Genomic DNA, 15,781 nt, shown 5'->3' with positions numbered 1-15,781 from the left:
GCCCGCCGGCCTCAACCGACCTCACGCCTTCAGCGGCTTGACATCCATAGGAGCATCCGGGCGTACGGCGCGGAGTGCAGCCGCCCGACGGACGGCGCACGCGGCGATGGACATCTTCACCCACCCCGAGGACGGCGTCCAAGGAGACCGCATGTCACGATCAACCACCGACCAGCAGCGGACACGGCCCGGACTCCGCCTTCTCCGGGAACTGTGGGTGCAGGTGATCATCGCCGCGATCCTCGGCATCGCGGTGGGCCTGCTGTTCCCGGGCTTCGGCCGCGCGATGCAGCCGCTCAGCGACTGGTTCATCGCCCTCGTCAAGATGATCGTCGCGCCGGTCATCTTCTGCGTCGTCACCACGGGCATCGCCGCCATGGACAACGTGCGGCGCGTCGGGCGGATCGGCGTCAAGGCGATCGGCTACTTCGTCGTCTTCTCGCTCGTCTCCATGCTGATCGGGCTCGTGGTGGCCAATGTGTTCCGGCTGGGCGCCGGAATGCACATCGACCCGCACAGCCTGGACGCCGGCGCCGTACCGAAGACCTCCTCCGACGCCACCAGCTTCACCGCCTTCGTGTCCTCCATCATCCCGGACACGATGTTCAGCGCCTTCACCAGCGACAACATCGTCGCGACGCTGTTCATCTCGATCGTCTTCGGCTTCGCCCTGAACCTCGGCGGCGCGCGCGTCGAGCCGCTCGCCCGGGGCATCCAGAGCCTGTCCGACGTCGTCTTCCGCATCGTGTCGTGGATCATGAGGACCGCGCCGTTCGGCACGTTCGGCGCCCTCGCCGCCGTCGTCAGCACGTACGGGGTGTCCAGCCTGAAGCAGCTCGGCTACCTCATCCTCGTGTTCGCCGGGACGTGCGTCCTGTACATCGTCGTGGTCCTCGGCGGGATCATGCGGGCCTGCAAGCTGCGCCTCCTCCCGCTGATGCGCTACCTGAAGGACGAGCTGCTGATCGTGCTGAGCACCTGTTCGAGCGAGTCCGTGCTGCCGCAGGTGGTCGCCAAGCTCGAACGCCTCGGCGTCGGCCGTACGGTCGTCGGCATCACGATCCCGGCGGGATTCTCCTTCAACCTGGACGGCTCGGCCGTGTACCTCACGATGGGCTCGCTGTTCGTGGCGGAGGCCGTCGACGTGCACCTGTCCTGGCAGCAGCAACTCGTCATGGTCGGCATCATGATGCTGACCAGCAAGGGAACCGCGGGTGTCGCCGGCGGCGCGTTCGTCGTGCTGGCGAGCAGCATCACCGCCTTCGGGCACGTTCCCCTCGCCGCGCTCGCGCTCATCGTCGGCATCGACCGCATCCTCAATGAGGGCCGCGTGTTCATCAACGTGCTGGGCAACGCGGTGGCGGCCATCGTCGTCGGCAAGTGGGAGAACGACTTCGACGCCGAGCAGGCCACGGCCACGCTCGGCCACCGCGCGGCGCCGGTCGCGGGCGTCCCGTCCCCCGCCGGAGTGTCCGGTTCGCAGCCGGGCGGCCATGCCTGAGACGACCGCACCGGCCTTCAGCCGGGGCGATCGAGTGCCGTGCGTTGCGCCGGGCTCAACCGGTCCGGCCTGGCGGTCAGGGTGTACGTCCGGTCCGCGACGGCTCGCAGGACCAGCGGATCGGCGATGGCCGGCCGCCGCCGGATCGCGTCCAGGGCGGTGGCCACCCGGTCGGGGGCCCAGCCGAGCGCGGTGGCCAGCGCGTCCGCGGTGAGCGGCCGGCCGGCGTGCACGAGGGCGGCGAGCACGGTGAGCCCGTCGTAGACGCTGGGCTCGGCGAGGGCGCTGCCGCTCATCTGCTCACTGAGCCGGCCGAAGAACTGGCCCATCCTGCCGAGCCGGGCACCGGCGGCCGTGCCGGCGCCGAAGATCTCGACGCCTCGCCGCGCCGCCGCCGCGACCTCGCCGTGCGCGCCGGTGTCGGTCTGCCACGCCCGGAGCCAGACGTCCTCGTCGATGAGGTACCGCTCGCGGCGAGTGCCGGGGTCCGGCCGGCGGACGACCAGGTCCAGGGCTTCGAGAGAGCCGATGGACTTCGACACCGATGCGGGGCTGACCTGGAGCCGACGGACGAGATCGGCGGCCGTCAGGCCGCCGGCGTCGGCGGTGAGCAGGCAGACGAACACCCGGGCGGTCATGCCGGGCAGACCCGTCGCGGCCAGCAGCGTCGCCAGCCGGTCGACGAACGCGCGTACCTCCTCGGCCGGCCGCCCGTCGGCCGCCGGCCCGGCGGGCCGGGGCGGCTTGCGCCGGCGTGCGCGCCGGTCGGCGACCTCCTGCGCGCGGGCGGCCTGGTAGTCGCCGGGTGTGCCGTTGCGGGCGACCTCGCGGCTGACCGTGGAAGTCGGCCGGCCGAGCTGCCGGCCGATCTCGGCGTACCCGAGTCCGTCCTCCAGCAACACCGCGATCCGCCGGCGGTCCTCCTGGGTCAGTCTGCCTCCGGGCACCGGCACCCCTCCCTTGCGTTCATCAACAGTACTTGCAACGAATCGGCCGAGACAGTTGCATTCATTCACAGTTCTGTTGCAACGATTGCCATTTCAGCTGGGCATTCCACAGACATTCCGTTGACACCTTATGAAACGCAACGTAGCTTTTTCGCAGTCTGAAATGGAGGAGACCATGATGTACGTGATGGCCGTGTCGACCGTCTCGGATCAGGACGGATTCTGGAATGGCCTGAAGAGGGCACACGCCAAGCTCCCCGAGGGCGCCGCCTGGAAGGTGGCGGTCGCGAGCAAGGACGGGGCCAAGGCGGTGAACATCATCAGCCACGACTCCATCGACGGTGTCCGGGACTTCTTCGAGGCCCATGCCGGCGCCCACGCCACGACCGAGTTCTTCGAAGCGGACGCCCCGAACGCGGTCGGTCTCCCGCGGTGAGGTTCGACGCGCCACGTATTCACGCCCGGGTCGCCGAGCTGTTGGCGGAGTACGGGATCCCGAGCGCCGCGATCGGCGTACTCCACGACGGAGAGCTCGCCGAACTCGCCGTCGGCGTCAAAGACGTACGGACCGGTGAACCGGCGACGACGGACACCGTCTACCAGTGCGGCTCGATGACCAAGACCTGGACGGCGCTGGCCTTCCTGCAGCTCGCCGACGAGGGGAAGGTCGATCTGGACGCGCCGGTGCGGACCCATCTGCCGGGTTTCACGGTGGCCGATGCCGAGGCGAGCGCCACGATCACCCCTCGTCATCTGCTCTACCACACCGGCGGCGTCGAGGAGGCCTACGGCGACCCCGGCGAGGACGAGGACGTCTACGAGCGCATGGTCGCGAACATCGCCGACGCGCCCCAGGTCTTCCCGGTCGGCCACACCCACGGGTACAGCGCCGCGCTGGGTTACGCGATTCTCGCGCGCATCCTGGAGGTGCACGACGGCAAGCGCTGGGACGACCTCATGCGGGACCGGCTCTTCGATCCCATGGGCCTGAGCGACACGAACAGCCGGCACGAGCAGGTGGACCGAACCCGGGCCGCGACCGGGCACCTGATCCGTTCCCGGGAGGAGGGCCCCTTCGTCCCGCCGGTGGACCATCTGCCGCGCGCCTTCGGCCCCGGTGGCAACATCACCTCGACGACCCGCGAGGTGCTGGCGCTGGCGCACGTCCTCCTCAACGCGGGCACGGCGCCGAACGGAAAGCGGGTCATCTCGGCCGAAGGCATCGAGGAGATGATGCGGTCGCGGGTGCCCGTACCGGATCCGTACATGTTCGGGCCGGAATGGGCGCTCGGGCTCATCGTGTGCGACTGGCACGGCGAAACCGTCTACGCGAGCGACGGCAGCACGATCGGCGAGAACGCCCGGCTGAGAGTGCTGCCGAGCTCGAACACCGCCATCGTGATGCTGACCAACGGCGGTCCGCGCGAAAGCTTCTACCGCACGGTCTTCAACGAGATCCTGGCCGACCTCGGCACGGTCACCGTCCCGGACCCGCCGGCACCGGACGCGACGCTGAACCTCGACCCGTCCAGGTACGAGGGCGTGTACGAGCGGCCCGGCGCGCGGTACGAGGTGTCGGCCGAAGGCGGAAAGCCGTACCTGACCCTGGTCATCGACCCCGTGCAGGCGCAGATTCTCCGAAGACCCGACCGCGTCAGGTACGAGCTGCTCCCCGTGAGCGAGACGCACTTCCTGATGCGGCCGGCGGACTCCCTGGAGGACCCCCGGACGGTCGCGATCTACGACTTCGCGGACGGGACCGCCCGGTACCTGCACACGAACTGCCGGGTGCACCCGCGAACCGGACCACTGCGGTAGGCCGTCGGCATCCGGCTCACCGGCCGGTCCGGTGAGCCGGAACGCACTCGGCAGTCCCGTCCCGCTGGTGCCCATCGCCTTCGACCCGCCCGACCACACCCGCGCTGCGGGTCGTCCTGGAGGAGTGGCACCGGCGGATCCCCGAGTACCGGCTGGCCCCCGGCGCCCGGCCGCAGGTGGTCTGGCCGACGGGCGTCATCGGCATCAACAGCGTCCCGGTCGTGTTCCCGGCGGCGTCCTGAGCGTACGGGAAGGCCGCCGAACACCCTCCGGGCGCTACCGATGCACGGAGACCTCCGCCAGGCCGACGCGTCCGGTGCCGGGCAGGGTGATCCGTACGTAGCGGCCCTCGGTGTCCGTGTCGACCAGAGTCGGGCGCCGCGCCCTGCCGGTGACGTGAACGGTGGTGGCGTCGGCGAAGTCGGCGCCGCCGGAGATCTGGACGTCGAAGTCGGCCGTGGTCATGGAGGCGTCGTTCCAGATCTCCACCTGCCCGATGTGGCGGGAGGAGCCCAGGTCGACCTGCCACCAGGCCCCCGGCTCGGAGAGAGTGCGCGCGTCGGTGGTCGTGTCGCCGTCGTTCCCGAGTGCGGCGGCGGCCGTGCCGCTCGTGGAGGACTGGGTGGCGGTGCCGGGCCGGGCGAAGTCGGGGCGCAGCCGTTCGACCGGCTCTTGGCCGGGACGGGCGCCGGCCGCCGCGGCGACCCTGAGGGCCTCGGCGGGGAGGAGGTCGAGCCCGGTGTGGTTGTCCACCATGGTGGAACCCCGGCCGGACAGGGGCGGAGCGCCGGTGTCGGTCCAGTTGCCGCGGACGGTGTTCTCAATGCCGTACCCGGCCCAGTTGGACACCCACTTGTAGCCGACCCGGGTGATGACGTTGTTCTCGACGAGGATGTAGGAGGACTGCTCGTCGAGGTACACGCCGTTGCCGTCGCGTTCGGTGTTGCCGTACGCGGAGCGGTCGACGTAGTTGCCGCTGATCACGGTGGCGGGCTGGGCGCCCTGGGTGTAGATCGCGCTGCCGTCGTGCTGGCCGTACTCCACGAGCATCGCGTCGGTGATCCGGTTATTGGTGATCTTGTTGTCGCGCAGCACGGACTTCTGCGCCTCGGGCTGGTTCCAGCCCCAGCCGACCGAGATGCCGGAGTACGGCAGGTGGTCGAGGGAGTTGTGGTCGACCGTCAGCCCCGCCTCGTAGCCGGCCCAGATGCCCACCGCGTCGGTGTACTCGACGCCGACACGGCTGATCGTGTTGTACGCGACGGTGTTCTGCTCGCCCGCCAGCGCGGCCGGCGGATTCGGGTCGGTGTCGCCCGCGTAGACGGCGCCGGAGGACAGGTCGGTGAAGGTGGAGTGGATGACGGCCGAGTCCTTGGTGCCGGACTCGAAGATCAGCCCGGCGCCTCCGAGCCGGGTGAACACCGCGTGGTCCACCGCGACGTCACGGCCTCCGCGCACGGTGACGGCGGCGGCCGGCTTGGTGTAGTAGCGGCCGGCGTGGTCCACCGGGCCGGTGGCTCCGGTGAGCGTGAGGCCCGCCTGCGTACCCGCGTAGCCCTCGTCGGTGTCCGGCTGGTGGTAGGCGGCGTAGGAGAAGGTCAGCCCGGACAGCCGGACGTCGTGCGCGGCGTCGAGCACGACCAGGTGCTCGGCGCCCGGCGTGACGGCGGTGGCGCGGCGCATGTCCTGGCCGGGGCGCGGCAGGTAGGTGACGGTGCGCGCGTCCGGATCCCAGGCGAACTCCCCCGGCCGGTCGAGGAGTTCGACGGCGTTCTCGAAGTAGGAGACGCCCGTGTAACGGCTGGAGTCCACGGCCGTGGTGTCCCAGGCCGGTCCGGTGCGGCCGGTGCCACTCGAGGAGTTGGTCCAGCAGGGCTGGGCGAACGTCAGCAGATCGCCCGCCACCCCCGCGATCCGGCAGTGGTAGTTGCGCCACCGGACACGAATGACGGCCTCCGCGGCGGCCGGTCTCGCCCAGGAGGCGATGCCGGTGGCGGTGGCGCCGGTCATCCCGTTCTTGGTGGTGTGGCACACCGCGGCGGCGCAGGCCTCGCCGCGGGCCCGCACCGCGCGTACGCCGCTGACGAAGAGCTGACGCGGGGTGACGCCGTCGGGGACCTTGGCGGTCCAGCGGCCGTGGGCGGAGGCGCGCCAGCCGGTGATGGCCCGGGCGCCGGAGAGCACGGGCCGGGCGCCGGGCTCGGCCGTCCACGTCACCGGGTGACCGCCCTCGCCGGAGTCGGCCGCGCCGAGGGTGAGCGGCGTGCCCAGGGTGTAGGTGCCGCCCGCCAGGCGTACCTCGATGTCCCGGCCCATGCCCTCGGCGAGCACCTGGCGGACCTTCCGCTGGACGGTGGCCAGGGAGCAGGGGCGCGCCGGGGCGCAGGCCTCACCGCTGCCGCGGGGCGCGGCGTGGTAGAGCTTCGGGCCGGGCTCGGCGGTCGCGGGCCGCGCGACGGCTCCGGCCGCGAGCAGCATGCCCGCCACCGCGAGGATTCTCCTGCCTGTCTTCATGATGAGGTCCCATCGGGCCGTACGGGCGTCGGTGGTAGGGCCGTTCCTTCCGGAACGGACGGCGGGAGCCGGCCCGGGGTCCGGAGCCGGGGTGCCTGTCAACCACTCCGCGTGCTGAGGGCGAAGACGTGGATGGCGGGCGTCTTCCCCGCCGCCCACGCGGGGCCGGCGGGCAGGGTGATGGAGGCCGGTCGCTTGCCGGCGGCGACCGGGACGGCGAAGGAGAAGACGTTCGCCGTACGGCCGGCCTGCGCGCGTGCGAACCCGTTCACCTTCGTGCCGTGTACGGCGAGGACGACTCCGACCGGGGCGTCCGCGCTCCAGTCGGGCACCGTGATCGTGTAGGGCGTGGTCGTGCCGTCGGTGTAGGTGACCGTACCGGTGCCGGTCAGCCCGCCGGGCGGCGCGTACGTGGCGGTGGCCAGCACGCCGATCCGCGCGGGCCGTCCGCTCACCGGGATGACCTGGCCGTGGGCCACGGCGTTGTCGGGCTCGCCCGCAGCGGTGTCCGGCCAGGTGTAGCGGAAGCCGCCCGCGGTGAGGGTCCGGCCGGCCACGGCACCGGCGGACGCGAGATCCTGCCGGGAGAAACTGCTCATCGCGCCGTCCACGCCGCCGCGCTGCGGGTTCGCGTCGTCGGTCGTGCCGATGTTGTCGAACGCCTGAGCGAAGGTGGTGAACGGCACCGTCCCCACGGCGGTGGCGCGTGCGGTGAACCGCTCGGCGGTTCCCGCCCCCCGCCGGTAGGCGACGTCCGCGCTGACGCGGTAGTCGCCCGCCGCCGCGTGCCCGGTGGGCAGCGTCACGGGAACCGCGACGGTCCGTCCCGGGCCGATGCGGCCGGGTACCGCGCGCGGTCGCCCGTCCAGCCGCCCCTGGTCGGCCTGGCCGTCGGCGGTGACCCGCAGCGACACACGGTCGACCGTACGGTCCGAGTCGTTCGTGAGCGTCACCGTGGCGGTCGTGGGACGGTCCGGGGACAGCCGTGCCGGCGCCCGCACCCGTACCTGGAGCGCGCCCGCCCGCCGGGTGAGGAACTGGATCTCGGCGACGGCGCCCGTGGAGCCGGGCGGACCGGCGTAACGCAGCCACCGGTACCGGGAACCGTCGTCCACCGGCAGGGTCAGCCAGTCCATCGTGGGCGTCCACCGCACCCGCGCCAGATCGCGGCAGCCGGTGTCCGGGCCGGTGACACAGCCCTGGATCCGGCCGCCGACCAGGGCGGACAGATCCGCGGTCCGGTTGCTCCTGGGCAGCAGGCGTACCTCGCTGACCGAGGTGTCGCGTCCGGCCCCGAGGTCGATGCCGGCGGTCTGGCCGGTGAAGGCCGTGGCCGGGTCCCCGTCGAACGCGGCCGCCGCGTCGTCGGCACCGTACGGGGTGCCGTCCACCACGGTCGCGTCAGGGTCGCCGGTCTCGGGAACCCCGGGAGCGCTGCCGACCCGGTCGGCGGTCAGCTCGTAGTCGAGGTGGCCGCCGTCCCGCGGCCCGTTCCAGGCGCTCGAGGCCAGGATCTGCATCGGGCGCCTCAGGTAGTGGGCGAAGTAGGCCGCGGGCATGGCGTACGCGTTGTCGCCCCACTCCGCCATCTGCATCCCCTCGACCTGCGGCGAGGACGGGGGCGCGTACGCGCCGTACAGCGCCGCGTCATCCGGTATGTAGTTGCCGTTGCCGGTTCCCGGCGGGTCCTTGGGGACCACGTACAACCGGGAGTGCTCGTTGCTGACCAGCACCTGGTAGCCCTGCGCGAGGAACGTGGCCTCGTCGCCGAGCCAGGCCTGGATGCGTACGTCCTTGTCGACCGTCACCGAGGCGCCGCCGCCGGTCTGCGGCCACCAGCCCCAGATCTCCATGGTCCGGCCGTGGCGACGCACCAGGTCGTCGAGGTGGTTCTCATAGGCCAGGAAGACGTCCTCGGTCTTCGCATAGCCCCGGCTCTTGGCGTAGGCGGCGAGTTCCGGGCACCGGCTCTGCAGGTCGGCGTCCGGCGTCTCGTCGCCGCCCAGGTGCACGACCGGCGCGTCGAACACGGACAGGAACGCCTCGGTCAGACCGTCCAGCCAGGCCACGTTGGCCTGCTTGGTGATGTCCACGGTGAAGCCGGGGTCGATCCGGCCGGCGTGGATGATCTGGTTCATCGACGCGCAGTCCCACCGCAGGGGCGGGCGGTAGGCGGTGAGCGAGGTGGCGTGTCCCGGGATGTCCATCTCGGGGACGACGGCGACGTGGTACCGGCGGGCGTACGCCTCGATCCTCCGCACGTCCTCCGGGGTGTAGGACCGGGCGGCGGCCAGACCCGCGTAGCCGGGGAGCCGGAGCCGGAACGCCTCGCTGTCGGTGACGTGCCAGTGGAAGGTGTTCAGCTTCATCCAGGCCATCTGCCGGATGGTGTTCAACAGCGTGGCGACGGGCCAGTACTCACGCGCGGTGTCGATCATGAGGCCGCGCTCGGGCTGGGCCGGCCGCTCGCGGGCGGACCCGGCGGGGAGCGTGGCGTGGTCCTCGGCGGTCTTGAGGATCTGTTCGACGCTCTGCTCGCCGTAGAAGACGCCCGCCGCGCCGCCACCGCTGATCGTCACATCGCCGGTGCCGACCGTCAGTTCGTACGCCTCCGCGGAGTCTCCGGCGTGCTCGGTGAGGAAGACGTCGCCGTGGCCCGGGCGGTGGCCGGTGACCACGGGAAGCCGTTCGGCACCGGCCGCGGCCAGGTCGGCGGCGAAGGTCCGGGCGTCGTCCCGCAGGTCGGCGGCGTGCGCGGCGTCGACCACGACACGTGAACCCGGGCGGAGAGAGAACGTGCCCGCGCCGCCGTTCCAGGATCGCAGCGCCGGGACGACCGCCGGGGGCGGGGACGCCGCATCGGCGACCGCCGCGGCCGGGACGCCCGTCAGCCCGGCCAGTGTCACCAGCGCGACCAACAGATCGGACCTCTTACGCCACCATCGGCGTCGGCGGCTCGAAGACGTTGTCACAAGTGCTCCCGCCTGCTGCGCGTTTATGCGCGAATAGTGGCTGTTTCGAGGGAATTTGAGCACGCACCATCGTGACCGTCAACCGTCAGGGCCAAGTTCTTGCGGCCGTACAGAGGATTCCGACGGTGAGCCGGGGGAACGGTGGCCGGTTCTGCGCATTTGTGTTGACTCGGCCGATGTTCCGATCTAATTTGCGCATGATCGTCGAAATACATCCGATGTCTGGGCGGCTAGAGGCTGGTAATGACACGGACGTGCCGACGGATGATCACGCTGTTCACCGCCCTCCTCCTGGTCCTCGGCCTCTCCGCTCCGGAGGTACGCACGGCCTCCGCGGCCGGCGGCGCGCTCGGCCGGATGACCGGCTTCACCGTGGACGGGAACACGGTGACCTTCAGCTCGGGCGAGGCGAAGGTACGAGTGATCTTCTATGCCGATGACGTGTTCCGGATCTGGGCGGCACCGGACGGGCACTTCACCGACCCGAACGACGATCCGGCGAACCCGAACGCCGCCGACATGGTGGTCAAGCACGACTACCCGGGGGTGAACCCGCGCGTGAGCCGGACGGGCTCGGGCGTCCGGCTGACCACCGGCGCGGTGGTCCTCACGGTGGGCAGGGACCCCATGCTGTTCGCGGCCCGGCGTCCCGACGGGACACCGGTGTTCGCCGAGACGGCGCCGCTGTCGTGGTCGGACACCGCGACGACACAGACGCTGTCCACCCGGCCCGGTGAGCAGTTCTTCGGCGGCGGGGAGCAGAACGGCGGCTTCGTGCACACCGGCCGGACGATCCAGGTGGCGAACGACTTCGACTGGGACGAGGGCGGGCACCCGAACTCCCAGCCGTTCTACCTGTCCACCGCCGGGTACGGGGTGTTCCGGAACACCTTCGCCCCCGGGCAGTACGCCTTCACCGACCCGGTGCGCACCACCGAGTCCGAACGCCGCTTCGACGGCTACTACTTCATCGGCACGCCGAAACAGGTGATCGGCGACTACACGGCGCTGGTCGGACGGCCGTTCATGCCTCCGATGTACGGGCTGGAGATGGGCGACTCGGACCGCTACCTGCACAACGCCAACCGTGGGGAGCGGCACACCCTGGATGCGATCGACGTCGCCGACGGGTACGTCTCGGGGGACATCCCGCTGGGCTGGATGCTCGTCAACGACGGCTACGGCTGTGGGTATGAGGACCTGGCCGAGACCGGCGACCGGCTACGGGCGCGGAACAGAAATCTCTAACAGGATTGTCAACGATCTATTCGCCAAAGTGGTACGCCGCTTGGCGTGACGAGGTCGCTGGACGAATTCGCAGCTCACCGGCTCTGTCGCCGAACTCGACGCCGCCGGGAACGGCGTCCTTCTTCACCGCGGTTCGACCGTACGAGCAAGGGCGCGCGGCGGTCACACCAGTGGACGGCCCGTGCGGATGCGCCGGCGTACGTCCCACAGCAGCAGGTCGAAGGGGAACCGCCGGACCGGCGGAGGCTGCACGCGCACCACCGCCCGGACGGCGGCGATGAACCGGTCGAACCGCCGCTGGTCCCGGTCACTCCAGGAAAGACGCATCTCCTCGCGGAAGTCCGGGGGCAGGAACCCGGTCGTGACGAACCGGTTGAACCCCCCGAACGCCATACTGATCGGCCGGGGCAGGAACCGCAGGTCGGCGATTTCCAGCAGATATTCGCGGACCGGCTCGTCGATCGAGACCTGTTCCATCTCCTCGCGCCAGTAGTCCTCGAAGGCCTCCCGGTCGGCGGGCCAGGCCTCCGGCGGCACCTGCAGCGTCGTGCCCAGGGTCGCCGCCGCCTTGTAGAGCCGCTCCCGGTCGGCGGGCGCCGGCGGGCCGACGAACGCCCGGTAGGTGTCCTCGAACCCGCGGTAGAGGCACGCGGCGACCCAGAGTTGCAGGCCGGAGTCGAACGCGTTGTACCGCACCGGGCTGGACGGGCTCGAGCGCACCCGGGCGTGCGACCGGTTCACCGCCTTGCGGTAGGCCGCCTTCTCCTCCGGGCTGCCGAGCAGGGCCACGGCCAGGTAGCTGAAGGTCGTCCGGGACCGCTTGATCGGGTGACGGTGCAACCGCCCGCTCTCCACCTTGCTCTCGATCACGCCGTAGCCGACCCCTGGGCGGGCCAGCTGCATGATCACATTTGCGGCGCCCGCCATGAGGGCGGCGCCGACGATCACCTTCTTGTCCAGCGGATCCGGCTCGGTGGTCGCCATGGCATCTCCGGGGCAACATCTGACAACGCTTGTTATCAGATTCCTCGCCACGGGACGAGCTGTCAAGATGGCCGCATGGCCGCTGCGGAGATGCGCACCTACGGAGGAGTCAGCGGCGCCGACCGCAAGGCGGAGCGGCGGGCGCAGCTGATCGAGGCAGGCCTGGACCTGCTCGGCGGGGCCGAGGGCGACCAGCTCACCGTGCGCCGCGTCTGCCAGCGGGCCGGGCTGACCGCGCGCTACTTCTACGAGAGCTTCGCCGGCCGTGACGAGCTCGTGGCGGCCGTCCACGAGCACGTCGTGCAGACCGTCGCCGCCGCCGCGCTGTCGGCGGTGGAGGCCGCCGGGCCGGAGAGCGACGCGAAGATCCGCGCCGGGCTCGAGCACCTGGTCCGCGCCGTGGCCGGCGATCCGCGGCACGGGCGGGTGCTGTTCTCGGTCACGCTGACCGACCCCCTGCTCGCCCGGCGCCGGCTGGAGTCCTCCACGTTCTTCGCACGGCTGCTCAGCGGGAAGGCGCGGGAGGTCTACGGCATCGCGGACAGCCCGGAACTCGACCTCGCCGCCCAGTTCGTCGTCGGCGGCCTCGCGCAGACGCTGACCGCCTGGCTGTCCGGCACTCTCACGATGACCGAGGAGGAGCTCGTGGCCGAGTGCGCGAAGATCTTCATCGCCATCGCCGACCGCGAGGGCCCCGGCTGATCGGGCGGCCGTCCCTCATCGGCCGGGCGTGTCACCCTCGCCGGCGATGACCTGGGCAGCACGGTGGAGACGATGTGCAGGAGCGTCTCCTCCAGCAGCAGGTGGGCCTGGCGTCGCGTCGCGACGCGGTGCTCACCGGCGCGTGCGCCGCACGGCGGTGGCGTCGAAGTCGAGCACCCGCTCGCACCAGACGCCGGCTCCGAGCAGCCTCGCCTCGGCGTCTCTGGCCGCGACGAGCTGGACGCCCAGCGGAAGGTGCCCGGCCACGCCGGCCGGCAGCGCGAGCGACGGCAGGCCGCACAGGGTCCACGGGATCTGAAGCCGGGAGTCACCCGTGGTCTCGCGCGTGGGCGCGGGCTCGGGCGTCGCCGGGACGAGCAGGACGTCGAGGCCCTCCAGCGGCGCGCCGAGCCGTTCGGTGGCGTCCCGCCGCACCCGGTCGGCCTCCAGGTATGCGTGCGCGGGCGTGCTCAGCCCCCGTTCGATCAGCTCCCGGGCGCGCGGGCCGTAGCGCTCGGCGTGGTCGCGATAACGGCTCAGATGCCGGGTCGCGCATTCGGCGAACGTGAGGACGCGGTGCGCGGCGTGCACGGCGGCGAGGTCGACGCCGGTCGAGACGTCGTTCACCTCGGCGCCCTCGGCGGCGAGCGCGCGGACCACCTCGGCGAGGCTCGTCCTCACGGCGTCCCCGACCTGGTCGGTGAACGGGTCGCGCAGCACACCGACGCGAGGCGCCGCGACCGGCCGTGCCGCCCCGAAGCGGGCCGGAGCGTCGGCCATGGCGGACGCCACCGCGGCGGCGTCCGAGACGCACCGGGCGAGGACGCCGAGCGTGTCGATGCTCGGCGCCACCGCCCGGCTGCCCTCGGCCGGCGCCCACCCGGCCGCCGGTTTCAGCCCGACGATGCCGTTGTAGGCGGCGGGCCGTACCACGTCACCGGCGGTCTGGGTGTCCACGGTGGCGGTGCAGTCGCCGGTGGCGACGGCGACCGCGGATCCCGCGCTCGACCCGCCGGGCGTGCGGGCGGGGTCCCAGGGACTGATGGTGGGGGCCGGGTCGTTAAACGCCCACTCGGTGCACCGCGTCTTGCCCGCGATCACGGCTCCGGCGGCGCGCAGCCGGGCCACCGCCGGAGCGTCCGCGGCGGCCGGAGCGCCGTCGGTGAGCGGTGACCCGCACCGGGTGGGCATTCCGGCCACGTCGATGACGTCCTTGACCCCCAGCGCGAACCCGGCCAGCGGGCCGTCCGTTCCGGCGGCCGGCGGCCGTTCGGGTCGCCACGCCCAGGCGTGCAGATCGTCCACTGCCCTCTCCTCCTTCAGTGGCGGACGGATTCTTCTCGGGGGCGCCGCGCCCCGGCTTCCTTCCCGGGCGGTTCCGCGGCGCGTGCCTCCTCCGTACGGCTCGCTCCGGCGCGCAGCACCAGCACCACACCGGCGCCCGACACCGCCATCCCGGCGAAGACACTCCAACCGGCGCCCTGGCCGAGCAGCGGCATGCCGAGCAGGGCCGTCACCGGCGGAACCAGGTAGAGCAGGCTGGTGGCGGCGCCTCCGCCCCGCGTCCGCAGCAGGACGAACAGGAGCGTGAAGCTGCCGATCGAGTTCACCGTCGCGAGCCAGGCCAGCGAGCCGATGGCGGGCGCGGTCGGTGGAAGGCGCATGCCGCCGTGCAGCAGGGCGAGCGGAATGCCGGTGACCATCGCGCCGAAGAGCTGAATGGTGGTGCCCGTGCGCAGATCCGCCGTGAGGCCGACGGCCTTCTGGTAGAGCGTCCCCGCCGCGAAGGCCGCCAGCGCCAGTCCGACCAGCGCGTACCCGGCCGGCTCGCCACCGCCCGCGAGCTTCTCCGTCAGCGAGATGCCCACGCCGGCAAGGCCGAGCGCCAGCCCGAGCCACTGCGGTCCGGTCAGCCGCTCGCCGAAGAGCGGGACGGCGGCGGCGCCGACCACCAGCGGGCACGCACTGATGATCAACGAGGACAGGCCCGCCGGGACTCCCCTGCCGAGGGCCAGGTAGAGCGTGCCGAACTGAACCGTCTGCAGCAGGATCCCGATCGCCAGCAGGTGCAGCCAGGTGCGGGGCTCGGACGGCCAGGGCGCCCGGGCCGCCAGCGAGATCGCGGCGAGGACGGCGAAGCCGATCGTGAACCGCCATGCCAGCAGGCCCAGCGGCGGCCCGGCGTGGGCGCCGATCGTGCCGACCAGGTAGCCGCTGCTCCAGATCAGCACGAAGGCGACCGGGAGCGCCAGGCCGGCCATGGATCGGATCTTGGCAGTGATCACCGCGCACCCTCCTTGTAACAGGTTGAGGTGTTACAGGGAGAACCTACCCGGGCGGAGCGGCTTATGCGCGGCCGTCGCCGGCACGACCCGTAACGGTTCGAGGCGTATCATCGGACGATGGCGTCCGGAGACGGGAGCGCGCGCATCAGACGGCTGCGCTTCGACACCGGGGCGACGTGGCTCGACCTCGTCGCCACGGTCGGCGACGCCTACGGTGAGACGCCGGTGGAACGCCTGTACGACCTCGCGCGACTCCGCGAGTGGCTCGGCGCCGAGGGCCTCCTCCCGCGGCACGACCCCGGCGAGGACGACCTCCTACGCGCGCACGCGCTGCGCGAGGCGCTGCGGAGCCTGGCGCTCGCCACCGTACGGGGAAACGCGTGGCCGGCCGGTGACGTCGCCCGCGTCAACGAGTTCCTTCGCGCCGACGTGCCCCTCGAACTCCAGGCCGAGCCGGCCGGGCCGCGCGTGCGGCCACCGGCGACCGCACGGGAGTCGCTGGGCCGCGTCGCCCGGCAGGCGGCCGAGCACCTCACGGGCCCCGAGGCCGCGATGCTGGGCACCTGCCCCGACCACGACTGCGGAATGCTGTTCCTGGACCCGACCGGCCGCCGCGTCTGGTGCGCGGCCGAGATCTGCGGCGTCCGTCACCGCGTGCGCGAACACCGCCGCCGCCGCGCCGCCGGGTGACCGTACCCGCCGGCCGGCACCGCGCCGAGGGACGCGACGACAGCCGAGCCCCTCGGTCGCGATCGACCGCCGGCGATGAGATGACGCGGCCCGGCACCGGCGAGGCCGGTGCCGGGCGGT

General features: G+C 72.0%; 12 protein-coding genes. 6 read left to right on the top strand and 6 right to left on the bottom strand.

The features are described 5' to 3' along the window. The first annotated feature begins 151 nt into the window (after positions 1-151). Positions 152-1,501 (top strand): cation:dicarboxylate symporter family transporter, encoded by a 1,350-nt coding sequence (locus ABEA10_RS10680; protein WP_345460990.1) that lies wholly within the window; start codon positions 152-154, stop codon positions 1,499-1,501. 17 nt (positions 1,502-1,518) lie between these two features. Here ABEA10_RS10680 and ABEA10_RS10675 read toward each other — a convergent pair whose 3' ends face one another. Further along, positions 1,519-2,448, bottom strand: a complete 930-nt coding sequence (locus ABEA10_RS10675; RefSeq protein WP_345460987.1) for a GbsR/MarR family transcriptional regulator — start codon at positions 2,446-2,448, stop codon at positions 1,519-1,521. 175 nt (positions 2,449-2,623) lie between these two features. On the opposite strand from ABEA10_RS10675, the gene ABEA10_RS10670 reads away from it, so the two are divergent. Further along, entirely contained in the window at positions 2,624-2,884 is a 261-nt protein-coding gene (locus ABEA10_RS10670) for a hypothetical protein (RefSeq protein WP_345460984.1), read from the top strand. Next, on the top strand, positions 2,881-4,266 hold the full coding sequence (locus ABEA10_RS10665; RefSeq protein ID WP_345460981.1) for a serine hydrolase domain-containing protein: 1,386 nt from the start codon (positions 2,881-2,883) through the stop codon (positions 4,264-4,266). Before ABEA10_RS10670 ends, ABEA10_RS10665 begins: the two co-directional genes overlap by 4 nt. 276 nt (positions 4,267-4,542) lie before the next feature. On the opposite strand, the gene ABEA10_RS10660 is transcribed toward ABEA10_RS10665, so the two are convergent. Together ABEA10_RS10660 and ABEA10_RS10655 are read right to left on the bottom strand one after the other, a co-directional pair. Beyond that, on the bottom strand, positions 4,543-6,780 hold the full coding sequence (locus tag ABEA10_RS10660) for a galactose-binding domain-containing protein (protein WP_345460978.1): 2,238 nt from the start codon (positions 6,778-6,780) through the stop codon (positions 4,543-4,545). A 98-nt stretch (positions 6,781-6,878) separates the two neighbouring features. Beyond that, a complete protein-coding gene (locus ABEA10_RS10655; RefSeq protein ID WP_345460975.1) occupies positions 6,879-9,698 on the bottom strand; it encodes a family 20 glycosylhydrolase in 2,820 nt (939 codons plus the stop codon). A gap of 318 nt (positions 9,699-10,016) precedes the next feature. Between ABEA10_RS10655 and ABEA10_RS10650 the strand changes: the two genes are divergently transcribed. Beyond that, entirely contained in the window at positions 10,017-11,000 is a 984-nt protein-coding gene (locus tag ABEA10_RS10650) for a glycoside hydrolase family 31 protein (protein WP_345460972.1), read from the top strand. A gap of 162 nt (positions 11,001-11,162) precedes the next feature. On the opposite strand, the gene ABEA10_RS10645 is transcribed toward ABEA10_RS10650, so the two are convergent. Continuing rightward, positions 11,163-11,984 carry an oxygenase MpaB family protein gene (locus ABEA10_RS10645; RefSeq protein WP_345460969.1) on the bottom strand — a complete coding sequence of 274 codons (822 nt, stop codon included), beginning with the start codon at positions 11,982-11,984 and terminating at the stop codon, positions 11,163-11,165. Positions 11,985-12,059: 75 nt separating this feature from the next. On the opposite strand from ABEA10_RS10645, the gene ABEA10_RS10640 reads away from it, so the two are divergent. After that, a complete protein-coding gene (locus ABEA10_RS10640) occupies positions 12,060-12,686 on the top strand; it encodes a TetR/AcrR family transcriptional regulator (RefSeq protein ID WP_345460966.1) in 627 nt (208 codons plus the stop codon). Positions 12,687-12,818: 132 nt separating this feature from the next. On the opposite strand, the gene ABEA10_RS10635 is transcribed toward ABEA10_RS10640, so the two are convergent. Together ABEA10_RS10635 and ABEA10_RS10630 are read right to left on the bottom strand one after the other, a co-directional pair. After that, on the bottom strand, positions 12,819-13,991 hold the full coding sequence (locus ABEA10_RS10635) for an amidase (protein WP_345460964.1): 1,173 nt from the start codon (positions 13,989-13,991) through the stop codon (positions 12,819-12,821). Positions 13,992-14,005: 14 nt separating this feature from the next. After that, positions 14,006-14,971: a DMT family transporter gene (locus tag ABEA10_RS10630; protein WP_345460961.1), complete on the bottom strand. Its 966-nt coding sequence runs from the start codon at positions 14,969-14,971 to the stop codon at positions 14,006-14,008. 117 nt (positions 14,972-15,088) lie between these two features. Between ABEA10_RS10630 and ABEA10_RS10625 the strand changes: the two genes are divergently transcribed. Continuing rightward, the gene (locus tag ABEA10_RS10625) at positions 15,089-15,661 is read left to right on the top strand and encodes a CGNR zinc finger domain-containing protein (protein WP_345460958.1); all 573 of its coding nucleotides are present in this window, start codon (positions 15,089-15,091) and stop codon (positions 15,659-15,661) included. Positions 15,662-15,781 lie beyond the last annotated feature (120 nt).

Source organism: Actinoallomurus oryzae, from assembly GCF_039541955.1.
Taxonomy (GTDB): Bacteria; Actinomycetota; Actinomycetes; order Streptosporangiales; family Streptosporangiaceae; genus Actinoallomurus; species Actinoallomurus oryzae.
The sequence above is the reverse complement of the archived record's forward strand: the minus strand, read 5'-3'. Positions and strand labels throughout refer to the sequence as shown.